The 15,134-nt window shown below is 60.2% G+C and carries 15 protein-coding genes; 10 read left to right on the top strand and 5 right to left on the bottom strand.

Annotation, left to right across the window (positions count from 1 at the left end):
* Positions 1–74 precede the first annotated feature (74 nt).
* From lon to B2Y33_RS15655, 3 genes are all read left to right on the top strand, one after another.
* The gene (gene lon, locus B2Y33_RS15665) at positions 75–2,471 is read left to right on the top strand and encodes an endopeptidase La (RefSeq protein ID WP_027914584.1); all 2,397 of its coding nucleotides are present in this window, start codon (positions 75–77) and stop codon (positions 2,469–2,471) included.
* 151 nt (positions 2,472–2,622) lie between these two features.
* Positions 2,623–2,895, top strand: a complete 273-nt coding sequence (locus B2Y33_RS15660) for an HU family DNA-binding protein (protein WP_027914585.1) — start codon at positions 2,623–2,625, stop codon at positions 2,893–2,895.
* A 183-nt stretch (positions 2,896–3,078) separates the two neighbouring features.
* The gene (locus tag B2Y33_RS15655; protein WP_027914586.1) at positions 3,079–4,950 is read left to right on the top strand and encodes a SurA N-terminal domain-containing protein; all 1,872 of its coding nucleotides are present in this window, start codon (positions 3,079–3,081) and stop codon (positions 4,948–4,950) included.
* Between the two features lie 71 nt (positions 4,951–5,021).
* Here the strand turns inward: B2Y33_RS15655 and B2Y33_RS15650 are convergent, their stop codons facing one another.
* The gene (locus B2Y33_RS15650) at positions 5,022–6,062 is read right to left on the bottom strand and encodes a patatin-like phospholipase family protein (protein WP_027914587.1); all 1,041 of its coding nucleotides are present in this window, start codon (positions 6,060–6,062) and stop codon (positions 5,022–5,024) included.
* A 164-nt stretch (positions 6,063–6,226) separates the two neighbouring features.
* On the opposite strand from B2Y33_RS15650, the gene B2Y33_RS15645 reads away from it, so the two are divergent.
* From B2Y33_RS15645 to B2Y33_RS15635, 3 genes are all read left to right on the top strand, one after another.
* On the top strand, positions 6,227–6,505 hold the full coding sequence (locus B2Y33_RS15645; RefSeq protein WP_023536014.1) for a hypothetical protein: 279 nt from the start codon (positions 6,227–6,229) through the stop codon (positions 6,503–6,505).
* A 14-nt stretch (positions 6,506–6,519) separates the two neighbouring features.
* Positions 6,520–7,299 carry a CHAD domain-containing protein gene (locus tag B2Y33_RS15640; RefSeq protein ID WP_027914588.1) on the top strand — a complete coding sequence of 260 codons (780 nt, stop codon included), beginning with the start codon at positions 6,520–6,522 and terminating at the stop codon, positions 7,297–7,299.
* A 73-nt stretch (positions 7,300–7,372) separates the two neighbouring features.
* Entirely contained in the window at positions 7,373–8,170 is a 798-nt protein-coding gene (locus B2Y33_RS15635; protein ID WP_027914589.1) for an acyl-CoA thioesterase, read from the top strand.
* Between the two features lie 6 nt (positions 8,171–8,176).
* Here the strand turns inward: B2Y33_RS15635 and B2Y33_RS15630 are convergent, their stop codons facing one another.
* The 3 genes from B2Y33_RS15630 to B2Y33_RS15620 form a co-directional block, all read right to left on the bottom strand.
* Positions 8,177–8,545 (bottom strand): hypothetical protein, encoded by a 369-nt coding sequence (locus B2Y33_RS15630; protein WP_027914590.1) that lies wholly within the window; start codon positions 8,543–8,545, stop codon positions 8,177–8,179.
* A gap of 75 nt (positions 8,546–8,620) precedes the next feature.
* A complete protein-coding gene (locus B2Y33_RS15625; protein ID WP_027914591.1) occupies positions 8,621–10,099 on the bottom strand; it encodes a methyl-accepting chemotaxis protein in 1,479 nt (492 codons plus the stop codon).
* A gap of 97 nt (positions 10,100–10,196) precedes the next feature.
* Positions 10,197–11,003, bottom strand: coding sequence for a TatD family hydrolase (locus tag B2Y33_RS15620; RefSeq protein WP_027914592.1), 807 nt, complete (start codon positions 11,001–11,003; stop codon positions 10,197–10,199).
* Positions 11,004–11,156: 153 nt separating this feature from the next.
* On the opposite strand from B2Y33_RS15620, the gene B2Y33_RS15615 reads away from it, so the two are divergent.
* Both B2Y33_RS15615 and B2Y33_RS15610 read left to right on the top strand, forming a co-directional pair.
* Positions 11,157–12,569: a transglycosylase SLT domain-containing protein gene (locus tag B2Y33_RS15615; protein WP_027914593.1), complete on the top strand. Its 1,413-nt coding sequence runs from the start codon at positions 11,157–11,159 to the stop codon at positions 12,567–12,569.
* Between the two features lie 207 nt (positions 12,570–12,776).
* On the top strand, positions 12,777–13,085 hold the full coding sequence (locus tag B2Y33_RS15610; RefSeq protein ID WP_027914594.1) for a hypothetical protein: 309 nt from the start codon (positions 12,777–12,779) through the stop codon (positions 13,083–13,085).
* Positions 13,086–13,118: 33 nt separating this feature from the next.
* On the opposite strand, the gene greB is transcribed toward B2Y33_RS15610, so the two are convergent.
* Positions 13,119–13,622 (bottom strand): transcription elongation factor GreB, encoded by a 504-nt coding sequence (gene greB / locus B2Y33_RS15605; protein ID WP_049696270.1) that lies wholly within the window; start codon positions 13,620–13,622, stop codon positions 13,119–13,121.
* A gap of 354 nt (positions 13,623–13,976) precedes the next feature.
* Here greB and B2Y33_RS15600 point away from each other — a divergent pair, with 354 nt between their 5' ends.
* A complete protein-coding gene (locus B2Y33_RS15600) occupies positions 13,977–14,669 on the top strand; it encodes an IclR family transcriptional regulator (protein WP_027914595.1) in 693 nt (230 codons plus the stop codon).
* Between the two features lie 313 nt (positions 14,670–14,982).
* A complete protein-coding gene (locus B2Y33_RS23275; RefSeq protein WP_158545152.1) occupies positions 14,983–15,126 on the top strand; it encodes a homocysteine S-methyltransferase family protein in 144 nt (47 codons plus the stop codon).
* Positions 15,127–15,134 lie beyond the last annotated feature (8 nt).

The following is a 15,134-nucleotide window of genomic DNA, read 5'->3' as shown; positions in this document are numbered from 1 at the left end:
GGTGTACCCCCACATTAGGTCCAAACATCAATTCCACGGTTTCCGGCCACTAAGGCCGCTGTAGAGGCGAAATCATGAAGACCACCCTCGACTTGCCTCTTTTGCCATTGCGCGACGTCGTTGTTTACCCGCACATGGTCATCCCGCTGTTTGTGGGGCGTGAGAAATCCATCGAGGCCCTCGAAGCCGCGATGACGGGCGAAAAGCAGATTCTCCTGCTCGCCCAGAAAAACCCGGCTGATGACGATCCGGGCGAAGACGCGCTATACCGCGTTGGTACCGTAGCCACCGTGCTCCAGCTGCTGAAACTGCCTGACGGTACCGTGAAAGTGCTGGTCGAAGGTGAGCAGCGGGGTACTGTCGAGCGCTTCAGTGAAGTCGATGGCCATGTGCGCGCCGAAGTGTCCCTGATCGACGAAACCGAGGCTGTAGAGCGCGAGTCGGAAGTATTTGTGCGCACACTGCTTTCGCAGTTCGAGCAGTACGTGCAACTGGGCAAGAAAGTGCCTGCCGAAGTGATGTCATCGCTCAACAGCATCGATGAGCCCGGGCGTCTGGTCGACACCATGGCCGCTCACATGGCCCTGAAGATCGAGCAGAAACAGGAAATTCTGGAAATCGTCGACCTGCCAACGCGGGTCGAGCATGTCCTGGCACTGCTTGATGCCGAGATTGACCTGCTGCAGGTCGAAAAGCGCATCCGTGGCCGGGTGAAAAAGCAGATGGAGCGCAGCCAGCGCGAGTACTACCTGAATGAGCAGATGAAGGCCATTCAGAAAGAGCTTGGCGATGGTGATGAGGGTCATAACGAGCTCGAGGAGCTGAAAAAGCGTATCGAGGCCGCTGGCCTGCCCAAGGACGCCATGACCAAGGCCCAGGCTGAGCTGAACAAGCTCAAGCAAATGTCGCCGATGTCGGCTGAGGCCACCGTAGTGCGTTCCTACCTGGACTGGCTGGTTCAGGTGCCTTGGAAAGCGCAGAGCAAAGTGCGCCTGGACCTTGCCAAGGCCGAAGACATTCTTGATGCAGACCACTACGGTCTGGAAGAGGTCAAGGACCGTATTCTCGAGTACCTTGCCGTGCAAAAGCGCGTCAAGAAAATCCGTGGCCCAGTGCTGTGCCTGGTTGGCCCACCTGGCGTGGGCAAGACGTCCCTGGCCGAATCCATTGCCGCTGCGACCAACCGTAAATTCGTGCGCATGGCCCTGGGCGGGGTACGGGATGAAGCTGAAATCCGCGGCCACCGCCGGACCTATATCGGCTCCATGCCCGGCCGGTTGATTCAGAAGATGACCAAAGTGGGCGTTCGCAACCCGCTGTTCCTGCTCGATGAAATCGACAAGATGGGCAGCGACATGCGCGGCGATCCGGCCTCGGCACTGCTGGAGGTGCTGGACCCCGAGCAGAACCACAACTTCAACGATCACTATCTGGAGGTCGATTACGACCTGTCGGACGTGATGTTCCTGTGCACCTCCAACTCGATGAACATCCCGCCAGCGTTGCTGGACCGGATGGAGATCATTCGTCTGCCGGGTTACACCGAAGATGAAAAAATAAACATCGCAGTCAAATACCTAGTGCCCAAGCAGGTCAAGGCGAACGGCCTGAAAAAAGAAGAGCTGGAGATCGATGTCTCGGCCATTCGCGACATCATTCGTTACTACACGCGCGAAGCGGGTGTGCGTGGTCTTGAGCGTCAGATTGCCAAGGTCTGCCGTAAGGTCGTCAAGGAACATGCAGGGCAAAAGCAGGTCAACGTCAAGGTGACCGGCGAGCAGCTCGAACACCTTCTGGGCGTGCGCAAGTTCCGTTATGGCCTGGCCGAGCAGCAGGACCAGATCGGCCAGGTGACGGGTCTGGCATGGACACAAGTGGGCGGCGAATTGCTCACCATCGAGTCCGTGGTCATTCCTGGCAAGGGCCAATTGATCAAGACCGGTTCGCTCGGTGACGTCATGGTCGAGTCGATTACGGCCGCGCAGACAGTGGTGCGCAGCCGTGCCCGCAGCCTGGGGATCGCAGCAGACTTCCATGAAAAGCACGACGTTCATATTCATATGCCCGAAGGCGCCACCCCCAAAGATGGCCCGAGTGCAGGCATCGGCATGTGCACCGCGCTGGTGTCGGCACTCACTCAGATACCTGTGCGCGCGGATGTAGCGATGACAGGCGAGATCACGTTGCGCGGCCAGGTTCTGGCCATTGGCGGGCTCAAGGAAAAACTGCTGGCCGCACACCGGGGCGGCATCAAGACGGTGATCATTCCTGAGGAGAACGTGCGTGACCTGAAGGAAATCCCGGAGAATATTAAACAGGATCTGCAGATCAAACCGGTCAAATGGATTGACGAAGTCCTGCAAATTGCGCTGCAATACGCCCCGGAGCCCTTGCCAGATGTGGCTTCCGAGATTGTCGCGAAGGACGATAAGCGCGACAGTGAGGCAAAGGAAAGAATTAGCACGCACTAACAGTTTCAGCCCGGGTGGCTTTCTTGACAGTATTTTCGGCGCCTTGCTATAAAGCGGCACGTGAGTGTCATCAGGCCACCCAGCACCGTTTTCACACGCTTTTCTTTACATACTTAGAAACATACTCAATAGAGCACAAGGGGACTTACGAGTGAACAAGTCGGAACTGATTGACGCTATCGCCGCACATGCAGACATTCCCAAAGCCACCGCTGGCAGAGCGCTGGACGCAGTGATCGAAACCGTCACCGGCGCCCTGAAGCAAGGCGACGATGTCGTTCTGGTCGGCTTCGGCACCTTCTCTGTCAAGGAACGCGCTGAGCGTACTGGCCGTAACCCGCAGACCGGTAAGGCGATCAAAATTGAAGCCGCCAAGGTTCCAGGTTTCAAGGCAGGTAAAGGCCTGAAAGACGCCGTCAACTAAGTCGTCTCTTTCAGCCGGACCCGGCCAGGCCAGGTCCGAGCACGCTGAAGGCGGGACGCAAACGTTACCGCCTGATTCGTATGCTAAGAAAAGGCGCATCCTCGGATGCGCCTTTCTTTTATCAGGACTCTACCCACGCTCCGCGGTTGTCGACGCAGTGGTACAGCCGTCTCTGGGGGACGCATGCTGCAAAATATCAGGGACAATTCACAAGGTTGGATTGCCAAAACCATTATCGGTCTCATTGTCGTATTAATGGCATTGACCGGGTTCGAAGCCATTTTCCAAGCCGCCAGCCACAGCCAGGATGCTGCCAAGGTCAACGGCGAAACGATCAGCCAGAACGAGCTGAGCCAGGCGGCCGACATGCAGCGCCGCCAGCTGGTGCAGCAACTGGGTAAGGACTTCGATCCTGCGCTGCTTGACGACAAGCTGCTGCGTGAAGAGGCCCTCAAGGGTCTGATCAGCCGCAAGCTGTTGCTCGAAGGTGCGAAGGACGCCAAGTTCGCGTTTTCCGATGCTGCGCTCGATCAAGTCATGCTTCAAACGCCGGAGTTCCAGGTTGACGGCAAGTTCAACAGCGACCGCTTCGACCAGGTCATCCGCCAGATGGGCTATGGGCGTATGCAGTTTCGCGAAATGCTCGGTGAAGAAATGCTCATCGGGCAGTTACGTGCCGGGATCGCCGGCAGCAGCTTCGTAACCGATCAGCAAGTCGATGCTTTTGCACGCCTTGAGAAGCAGACCCGCGATTTCGCGTCCTTGACCTTCAAGGCCGACCCAGCCGCGATCAAGATCAGCGACGAAGAGGTCAAGCAGCACTATGACGCCCATGCCAAAGAGTTCATGTCGCCTGATCAAGTCGTCATCGATTACGTAGAGCTCAAGAAATCGTCGTTCTTTGACCAGGCCAAGGTCACTGACGAGGCGCTCAAGGCTCAGTACGAGAAAGAGATCGCCAACCTGGCCGAACAGCGCCGCGCGGCGCATATCCTCATCGAGGTCAACGACAAGACCACCGATGCCCAAGCCAAGGCGCGTGCTGACGAAATCGAACAGCGCCTGGCCAAGGGTGAAGATTTCGCCGCGTTGGCGAAGGAATTTTCCCAGGACCCAGGTTCGGCCAGCAACGGCGGTGACCTCGGCTTTGCCGGCCCTGGTGTGTACGATCCGGCGTTCGAACAGGCGCTGTATCAGCTGCACGACGGTCAGGTCTCAGCCCCGGTTCGTACCGAATACGGCTATCACATCATTAAGCTGCTGGGCGTTGAAGCGCCCGAGGTGCCGAGCTTCGCGAGCCTGAAAGACAAGCTGACCCGCGACCTCAAGACGCCACTGGTCGAGCAACGCTACGTGGACGCCAGCAAGCAGTTGCAGGATGCCGCTTACGAGGCCTCCGACCTGGTGCAGCCGGCTCAGGACTTGAACCTCAAGGTGCAAACGTCCGCTCCGTTCGGTCGCGAAGGCGGCGACGGTATCACTGCCAACCGCTCCGTGGTGCAGGCAGCGTTCTCGGAGGAAGTGCTGGAAGAGGGTGCCAACAGCACCGCCATCGAGCTCGATCCGGAGACGACGGTGGTACTGCGCGTCAAGGAACACCGCAAGCCTGCACAGCTGCCACTCGAGACGGTTGCCAAGAACATTCGCGAGCATCTGGCCAAAGAGAAAGCCACCGCTGCCCTCAAGGCCAAGGCGGACAAGCTGATCGCGGGGCTGCGTGATGGCTCCATCGCCCCTGGAAGCGTTCAGGAAGGCCAGGGCTGGAAGCCCTATGAAGCCGTCTCGCGTGGTCAGGAAGGTATCGATCCTGTCGAGCTGCAGGCATTGTTCCGTCTCGGCAAGCCGCAAGCCAAGGACAAGCCCGTCTATGGCAGCGTCGTGCTGCGTGATGGCAGCCTGGTCGTGCTGCAACTCAAGGGTGTCAATGACGGTGCTGCGGCCACTGATGAAGAGAAGCAGCAGATCCGCCGCTACTTGGCGTCTCGTGCGGGTCAGCAGGACTTCGCCGCCTACCGCAAACAGCTGGAGGCCAACGCGGACATCACGCGTTACTAAAGCCGTTTGGAAACACGCGACAGGCCGCTATAAGCGGCCTGTTTTTTTCCTGTGCGCAGGCACCGCAAGCGTTAGCGTTTGACACCCTCATGATTGTCCAATGTGTCGCGTGCGATCTCGCGGCCCAGTGCGATCAGCTCGGGCGCCTTGTAGAACTCGAAGAAGCGACACACACGCTTGGGCACGTTGATCAGTACGTCAGGCGGATAGCCGGCGATCTTGTACTGCGCCAGTGAAGTCTGCATGACTTCGAAACTCTGGTTGATCAAGTCCAGCAGCGAGGCCGGCCCTACGTTGTCGATGATGAACGAACCGGTGGCAGACTTGGGCGCGCCTTCGCTTTCGGGGGCCGCCGTAGGCTGCTGTGCCTGCGGATCTGCCGATTCGGCCAGCCACGGGTTCACGGGAGAAAAACGATCGCGCGTCATGCCTTTTTCAATACGGACCAACTCTTCGGCGGGCTTGCGGCGAAACGGCAGGTGCGAGCCAAGCGAGTTGATCAGTGCATCGAATCTCATCTTGAAGGCTGCAGGTCGCTCTATCACTGGAAGTTGATACTGCTTCTGGTTGGTGGCGTTGAGGTTGACCGCAATGATCAGGTCGCAGTGGCTCGATACCACGGGCACGATGGGTAACGGGTTGAGGATGCCGCCGTCGACCAGCATGCGGTTACCTTGAACCACGGGCGTGAATAGACTGGGTATGGCAGCCGAGGCGCGCATGGCTTGGTGCAGGCAGCCTTCCTGAAACCAGATTTCCTGTTGGTTGGTCAGGTCAGCTGCAACGGCGGTATAAGGAATGCGCAATTGCTCAATGTTGATGTCGCCTACTATCTTGCGGATCTGACCGAAGACCTTGTCGCCCCGAATAGCGCCCAGACTAAAGCTAACATCTACCAGGCGCAGGACATCCAGATAGTCCAGGCTCTCGATCCAGCGTTTGTATTGCTCAAGCTTGCCTGCAGCGTAAATGCCGCCAACGACCGCTCCCATGGAGCACCCGGCAATGCAGGCGATTTCATATCCGCGGCGTTCGATCTCCTCGATCACGCCGATGTGCGCATACCCTCTGGCCCCGCCTGATCCGAGCACCAATGCCACGCGTTTGTTCATCAACTTCCCTCAGCGTTCGCCACTTAAGCTCTACAATGCACGCATCGTACCCTTGGCAGCAATGCGCAACCTGTCGAGGACCTGCTTGGTCAAAGCCAGGCGGGCACTTTTACAAGGGGTTGGCGTCGAACATGCATTGTTTCTCTCCCTCAGAGGTTTAGCTGATGAAAGCCTGGATCTGCCTGCCGTTGATTGCTCTGACCCTTGCTGGTTGCGCTGGCAAGACGGCATACCGTGACAGCTGTGCCACACAACTGGACGCCGCCTGGAAGGAGCTTGACCTGGCCAAGGCTGAAGGCTTTGCGGGGGCCGTGAGTTATTCCAAGGCGCTGTCGCTGCTTACAGGCGCCAAGACGCAGCAGCAATTCGAGGGTTACGAAAGCTGCACGCGCAAGGCTGAAAAAGCACGCTTCTACATCCGTGAGTCCCGTGCCGGCCGTTGATCGAGGGTTGCCACATGTCTGACATGCTTGATCACCTCATCGCCCAGATCATCACCTTGCACGTCAGGCTCCTGGCGTGCCGCGAACGCCTGGCGGTCGACACCGACAGTGAAGCCCTGCACGACCTGCGCACCACCGTGCGCCGCCTGCGCAGCCTGGTACGACCACTGCGCGGGCTGCCTGGTGTGGAGCAACTCGAAAGTGCCGCCAAGGCGCTAGGGACGCTCACCACGCCGCTGCGCGATGCCGAAGTGCTGGGCGCCGCCCTCATTACCCAAGGGTTCGAGCAGGCCGGGCGCAGGCGTCTGCAAGGGCGAGGGCCATCCTACGCCAGCGTCGCACGCAGCCCGCAGCTGACCCGGTTACTGGGGGCGGTGGATGCGTTTCCCGCGTTTTTGCGTGGCGCAGATCGCGATGGCCTGATTCAGGCGTTGGACAAGCGTATCGAGAAACGCTTGCGCAAACAGTGGCGCAAGCTGACCGAGGCCTTGCAGGATCCCAATCACGATCGTCACCGGTTGCGGTTGCTGATCAAACGAGCGCGGTACGCAGACGAAGCCTACCCCCAGTTCGGCCACGCCCCGAAGAAGCTCAAACGCACCCTGAAACGAGCACAGGGCGATCTGGGGGATTGGCATGACCGTCTGCAATGGTTGCTGCAAGCGCAACAGCACGCCGATCTGGCGGGCTGCATTAGCGGATGGCAACACCAGTTGGAAGAGGCCGAGCGGCGGTCGGACAGCACGCTGGACGCGTTGGGTGCTGCGTTGGCCCGTCGCAAGCCCGGACAATGACCGATATGAAGGCTGTTGCAGGGGCCAGGGCCGGCTAGGATGGGAGCACCGTTACTCGTGCAGGAGCTGCCCAATGACGTTCGAACAAGTGCTCAAGGCTGCCAGAGCTCATCCCGACAGCGTGCGCGTGCCGGCAGGCTGGGGCCAGGGGCGAGCGATTTTTGGCGGCCTGATGGCTGCCATGGTGTTCGAGGCGATGCGTTCCCGGCTAGGTCATGACCGCCCGGTGCGCTCACTGGCCATTACTTTCGTGAGTCCTGCCTCGGCAGATACCCCGATTCGGCTGGAGGTCGAGCTATTGCGCCATGGCACGGGTGTCAGCACGCTGCTGGGCCGCGCCGTGCAGCAAGGACAGGTGGTGACGCTGGTACAGGGCAGTTTCGGGGCTGCACGAAGCTCTGCCGTGTCCGTACCCGCCGTACCTGCACCAGAAATGCCGGCGCTTGAGGCGAGTGCAGCACCATTGCCTCATATCCCAGGTGTGACACCGCAATTCATGAAAAACCTGGAGTTGCGCTGGGCGATCGGTGGTCTTCCGTTCAGCGGCAATGACTCGCGCACCATGGGGGGCTGGGTGCGCCTGCGTGACCTGCAAGACGGGGAAATGAACGAGGCGCACCTGCTGGCGTTGGTAGACGCCTGGCCACCTAGCGTTCTGCCCATGCTCAGACAGCCTGCAGCCGGCAGTACACTTACCTGGACCATCGAATTCGTCCAGTCTGTACGCTCGCTGAACGCTGGCGATTGGTGCCAGTACCGTGTGGAAACCGAATACGCACGCGAGGGATATGGCCATGCGGCCGCTGCATTATGGAGTGCAGACGGCGCATTGTTGGCCTTGAGCAGGCAAACGGTGACGGTGTTTGGGTGATGCCCGTCACCGCCGAGGCTTGTGACGGTCGCGCCAGGCCTGCCACCACGCGCCACTCACCACAAAACGCGGGAACGTGATGAACTGCTCGCTGAGTACACGTTGAACACGGTCGGTGCGGTTGATGAAGGGCTCTTGGGTATCAGCTTCCAGGCGATGGCCGTGACGTTGAAGTCCAAGGGCCGCGACCAGGGCGAGCACGCCGACCGCCAGCTGCACGATATCCAGCCCTAACAATCCGGACACGATCAACAGGACGCCCAGAATGAACAGCGGAACCGCAATCAAATGCAGCACCAGGTTTGCAGGGTGACGATGACTGTGCGGGTAGCCGCGCCATTGCCAGGCGAGCAGATTGGGTAGACGTTTGTTCATGGGCATTTCCTCTCGGTCATGCCCAAAGCGTAGTGTGCAGGCGCGGCCAGAGCCAATCGCCACTGCCTATGACCGTTATAGCTTCAGTTGACCTATAGCCTTGTTCAGCGCCCCGGCCAGTGTCGCAAGTTCCGAACTGGTGGTGGCCGAACCTACGGTCTGCTGCACGGTTTGCTCGGTCACATCACGGATGCTGACGACGGCACGGTTCATTTCCTCTGCCACCTGGCTCTGTTGTTCGGCAGCCACGGCGATCTGGGTGTTGCTTTCACGCATCTGCGCCACTGCCCCAGTGATCTCGGCCAATGCCGCTCCTGCTTCCTGGGCCTGTTTCACACAATCGTCTGCTTTGTAGGAGCTTTCCTGCATAAACTCGACCGCATCACGCGTGCCTGACTGCAGGGCAGACACCATGGTAGTGATCTCGTCGGTAGATGACTGAACGCGTTTGGCCAGGTTGCGGACCTCATCGGCCACCACGGCAAACCCACGACCCAGGTCACCGGCACGGGCCGCCTCTATGGCCGCGTTCAATGCCAGCAGGTTGGTCTGCTCGGCAATGCTGTGAATGACACTGACCACACCATTGATCTTCTGGCTGTCTTCGGCGAGTTGACGGATCATTTCGGCGGTCTGCTGAACGCCGCTGGAAAGCCCGGCAATGGACGTCTGCACGCGATTGACCACGTCTTTCCCACCGCCGGCGAGCGTGTCGGCAGTCTGGGACAGATCGCGGGTCGCCCCTGCATGCTGGGCGATATGGTAGACAGTGGCGGACATTTCATTGATGGCTGTCGCGGCTTGGTCGGTTTCGCTTTGCTGGCCGAGCATGCCGTGACGCACCTCGTTCATGCTGGCCGCAAGACGCGCGGCACCTGAGTCGAGCTGTGCTGCGGTGGTGGCGACGGTGCTGACGATACGGTGGTAGGTGCCCTGCATGGCGTTGAAGGCGCCCGCCATCTGACCGACTTCGTCACCGCCGGCCAGTGGTACACGCGCCGCCAGATCACCGGTTTTTTCCACATGCAGCATCACGTCCTTGAGCGTGTTGAGTTGGCTGAGTAGAAAGCGGATCAGCAGTTGCGAAGCGGCGAGCATGGCCAGCATCAGAATCAACACGCACACCGCGTAATGCGTAAATCGATCGATGAAGACCTGGCGCAGGCTGGGTGACTGGGCGATCACGGCAACACGCTGATCACCTCTCTGCAGCACATGAGCGCCCTGAATGGGGTCTTGTCCCAACAGTTGGTTGGAGGGCAGCGCTATCCAGCCCTGAGCGCCGCGCAAGGCCTCCAGGGGCTCGCCGGCAAAGGAGGGCATCTGCCCTGCACCCCAGGTGATGACGCTTGCCGAAAGAGGCAACGGTTGGCCTTGTGGCCACGCTGCCAGCAGGTTTGCCTGGGCGTTTGCTTGATGTTCAGCGCCTTCAGCACGGGCGCGCTGCTCCAGATGGACGGCGTACAGCACCAGCAGCAAGGTGGTCACGAAAGCGACGGCGTTGACCGCCCAGAACTTGTATTTCAGGGAAACATTGCTAAGCCAGGCACCCATGGGCAGGTCTTCTCTGAGTTGAGCGGAAACAATATTGGCAAGGTGCCATCATTGTGCCCGCGGCGACTCGAGGGGTGTTGATATGTATCAAGAGATATCAGGATTGCGACGGCAATTCGAAGAATGCCTTAGCCGTGGCAGTAGTGTGCGCGGCGGTATCTTGCAGGGTTTCCCTGCGGTGCAGTGCCACTTCTCGCAGGACCTCAGGCAGGTACGCCGGCTCGTTACGCCCGTTCTTGGGCTTGGGGCGCAGGCTGCGCGGCAATAAATAGGGGGCATCGCTCTCCAGCATCAAGCGGCCGGTGGGTATACTGCCCACCAATCCATGCAGGTGCGTCCCGCGCCGTTCATCACAAATCCAGCCAGTGATGCCGATGTGCAGGTCCAGGTCCAGATAGCTGAACAGCGCAGCACGTTCCCCGGTGAAACAGTGGACCACGGCTGCTTTTAAGTGGTCGCGATACTCTTTGAGGATGGCCAGCAGGCGCTCACTGGCGTCGCGCTCATGGAGAAACACCGGAAGTTGGCACTCCACGGCCAATGCCAGCTGGGCGTGCAAGGCCTTCTCCTGCGCAGGGCGTGGAGAGAAATCGCGGTTGAAGTCCAGGCCGCATTCGCCCACGGCGCGCACCCGCGGCTCGGCGAGCAGTTGGCGCATGTGCTGTTCGCTCTGGCTGTTCCAGCTGTTTGCATCGTGCGGGTGAACGCCAGCCGTCGCGAACAGGTGAGTCTGCGCGCTGTCCAGTTGCTGGCAAAGGACAATGGCCTGTTCACTCACAGGCAGGCTGGTGCCCGTCAGGACCATTTGCTCGACGCCCGCTTCCAAGGCGCGGTGGACCACTTCCGCTTGGCGGCCATCGAAACTGCTGTTGGTCAGGTTGACGCCAATATCGATCAATTGCATGGTGCTACCTCGTGCCGCAGGGACGCCAGCATAGCAAAAGCCCGTGCCGAACTGGCTGTCCAAGAACTTCAAGTCCAGGGCATGGTCTTTTTGACCTCAAGCCCAAACGTGGCGAACGTCATGCTGGCCACCCACTCACGACGGATACCTCAAATGCCACGCTACTGGCTCATGTTCATGCTGCTGTTAGGGTTGCCTCTGGTCAGCCAAGCGCAGACGCAGGTACGTCCACCGGGCCCGCAGCATCACATTGCGCCGGCCAATGCCCGCGACCTCCAGCACATTCGCAGCAGCAAGGTCTTGCGCGTGCTGGTCAATCAAAGCCGCAACAGCTCTGGAGAAGTGAAAGGCGAGCCAGTGGGCGTCGAGTACTACCGCTTGCGCGCGCTCGAGCACTTTCTCAATGCCCGGGTAGAGGACAGCCAGCGTATCGAGCTCAAACTGATCCCACGCGCCAAGGAGCAGCTCCTAGGCGCACTGGGGCGCGGCGAAGGCGATTTGGCTGCACCAGGGGAACTGCTCGATCCTGCCACGGTGCGTAACGTAGTAGCAACTGCCCCAGTGCGTGATCAGGTGGCGCTGGTGTTGGTTGGGCGCAAGGGGGGGCGCGCCTTCAGCCAGGCGGAACAATTGTCAGGTCGCACCATCGCGCTGACAAGCGCCAGTGCCGCGGGCCCGTTGATCGAGCAACTGAACCAGCGTCTGGCCATGCGCAAGCGTCCCCCGGTCAAGGTGGAGTGGGTCGATCCGACCCTAGCGATCGAGGATGTGCTGGAGATGGTCCAGGCCGGTATCTATCACTTGACCGTGGTCGAACAGCCGATCGCCCGCCGCTGGTCAAAGGTCATGCCGAAGCTGCGTGTCAACCTGCGCGTGCACCTGGGGCCCTCGCAAGCCATGCGCTGGTACGTTGGTCGTGACTCGCCGCAGTTGCAGGCATCGGTCGACCGCTTCCTACAGAACTATCGCGCCCCTGACAACGAGGATGCAGCATTCGAACGCATCTATCGGCGTCAGTACCGGGTACACAACCCGCTCGCCCGCCAGGACCGTCAACGGCTGGCCTCGGTCAGCGCCGTGTTGCAAAAGCATGGCCAGGCGCAGCAGATCGACTGGCTCAACCTTGCCGCCTTGGCATTCAAGGAGTCGACCCTCAACCCGGCCGCGCGGGGGGCAGGGGGCGCACACGGGTTGATGCAAATCACGCCGGCGGCTGCCCAGCGGGTCGGGGTCAGTAACATCAAGACGGTGGACGGCAACGTTCAGGCCAGTGCGCGTTACCTGGCCCTGATCCGTCGCAAGTTCTTCTCCAGCCCCCGCATCAATGAACGTGAGCGCATGGCGTTCGTGTTGGCCGCCTACAACCTGGGGCCCGAGCGCGTGCAAGCCATGCGCGCCGAAGCGCGCAAGCGTGGGCTCAACGGTAACCAATGGTTCTTCCAGACCGAACGCATCGCCATGGAGCAGGTGGGCATGGGGCCGGTCAACTTCGTCAACAGCGTGAACAAGTACTTCCTGGCGTTCAATCGGGAGCGGCGGGTGCTGGAGCCCAAGGGCAAGCACTAAGCGAGGCTGCACCGAGGCGGGCAATTGGCCAGAATCGTGCGCTTGCATGTTCGGTTCAATCGCTCTAGCATGACGCCTGCGCCGATTTAAACAGCTACTTGCGGGGCGCAGAGACGCCCGAGGGGTGTCCCGAAATACCGCTAAAGCGCTGGTTCGGTGACGCCTCCCACCGCTGCCCAGCGAGATTGGCGAGGCGGAGAATTCACCATGAGTTGCCCACGTACCAGTGTCTGTCTAAGCCCTCTGCCTGTCAGTCAGGCGTCGCGCACCCCGCGCATCCTGCTTGGGGGGGCGCACCAGCCCACACTTTTGCGCCACCTTGAAGGCTTGTCTCGTCGACGAGGCCAGGCCCGTGCATTCCTGATCCAGTTCGCCGAGACCGGCGAGCATTTCGCCCAGTACGCCAATGACCGGTTCGACCTTGCCGTGATTCAAGCGCCCGCGCCCGAGGCCTCGGCCGAAGTGATCGGCCATCTGGTCCGTATCGCGCGCCAAGGGCTGATCACGGCACGCTGAAAGTCTGCCGTCTCCTGCGACGGTGCAAAGCGATCAGGGTTTGACGAATCGTGGCGCGGCTTCGTGTGCATCGTATTGAATGTCGGTGACGTCCCAGTAGGCTTCTCCCGTGGGTGTGCGCACCATGATCTCGTCCCCGACGCACTTGCCTATGCAGGCCCGGGCCATCGGTGAGTCGATGGAGATGAAGTCCTTGCGGTCGTAGATTTCATCCGCGCCAACGATTCGGAACCGCTTGCTTTGGTCGTGCTCGTTGGCGATGGTCACCCATGCTCCAAAAAACACTTTTCCTTCCTGCGCGGGCGAGTAAGGCACCACGCGCAGGTTCTCGATGCGCTTGCGAAGGTAGCGGACACGACGGTCGATTTCCCTCAACCTTTTCTTGTTGTACTGGTAGTCCGCATTTTCACTGCGATCGCCCAGTGACGCCGCCCAGGTCACTTTGCGCGTGATCTCTGGTCGCTCATCTCGCCAAAGCCAGTCCAGTTCATCTTTCAGGGCTTGGTAGCCTGCTTCGGTGATGAGGTCAGTTGCCATGTTTGCTTTTTTCCATATCCGAACCCGGCCAACATTGTCGCTGCGCGCACGGGGAGGTGGCACAGGGTAGCCGGGAGGCTACAGACGTTAACCGCCCAGATGCGCCATGTTCAAGCACTGGATCAAGCACTGGAGTCAGCGGTGAATGGTCCGTGCAGCTGAGCCACGTCATGGCCTTGGCCGAGTTCATGGTGCGTCCGCATGCTTGCAAGAAGCCCCGGACGACTGGCTGCAGATTGCGCAACCACCCAATCGATGTGGTCAGCTGTGATGGCGGTCGTCAGGGCATTGCCAGATAATGGGCGCTTTCAATGCCGACAATGACTTGCATCATTCACAGGTGAGGAACTCTCGATGGTAAATGTCCGGCCGCGTCCCGCGGTCAATGGAGTGGCTTCGGCCGACCGCGTGCTGACGGTACTTTCTGCGTTTCAGGTGGGGGACACGGCGCTGACGCTCGTCGAGCTCGTCGAGCGTACCGGGCTGATCAAAAGTACCATCATGCGCCTGATGGTTTCGCTTGAGAATCACGGCTATGTCAACCGCATGGCCGACGGTCGCTACCAGCTGGCCAGTGAAGTGATGCGGCTTAACGCCGTGTACGAAGAGGGTATTGATCTGGAGCGGCACGTGATGCCCAGGCTGCACCTTCTGGCCGAGCGTACGGGTGAAACCGCGTCGTTCTACGTGCGCCACGGCGCCTACCGCATGTGTCAGTACCGGGTGAACTCCCCCCATCGCCTACGCATGCACGTTCAACCTGGCGATATGCGTCCGATGGACGATGCTGCCGGCGCCCAGGCCTTGCGTACACCGTTTGCCAGCGGCATCACCATGCAGAAGCCGTTTTTCTCGATGGGGGCCACGGACCCGCATGCGGCTTCGGTAGCCTTTCCCGTCTACGGGGCAGGCGATGAACTGGTCGGGGCATTGGTGCTGTCAGGCCCTTCAAGCCGCTTGACGCCAGAGTGTGCCGAGGCGATCAACGAGGTCTTTCTCGACGCAACCCGCGATCTGATGCGCAGCCTGGGTTGCAAGGCCGCGTAGTTTTTCAACGCTTTTTCAGCCAACCGTTCACCGCCGTTTCACAGGCGTGGTACTCGTTCGACAGCCTGGTGATCTGCGAGGCTTCTCCAACCCGCAGGCGCCAGGTGCGTCAGGCTTGGCGACCTTCGCCCTCGGCGCTTGTCACCAATGCAAATGGCTTATCGCAATCACCTGCTTGACGGTGGGATGGAGCAGGTGCTCAAGCGCAGCGGAACCCCCTTCAGGCAGCCGGAACGGTTGGCGTTTGGGCTGATCGAGCCCCCAGAGCACGTGCTCCAGGCGCATAAGATGTTCATAAGCGCCGGCGCGGATCGTGACGGCCAACAGTTATGCTGTGGCGCCTTTCACCTGCGCCACGATCATAGGCGGGTGCTGCGGTATCCGCCCTGAGCATATCGAACAACTTCATGAACACATCGGGATCGAGCCAGAGGGCATCGCACCTTCAGGTGGCTGACCAAGACC

The sequence above is a fragment of the Pseudomonas sp. UBA5666 genome, assembly GCF_002420785.1.
GTDB lineage: Bacteria > Pseudomonadota > Gammaproteobacteria > Pseudomonadales > Pseudomonadaceae > Aquipseudomonas > Aquipseudomonas fulva.
Note: the sequence above shows the minus strand (reverse complement) of the source record. Positions and strands in the feature narration are given on the sequence as shown.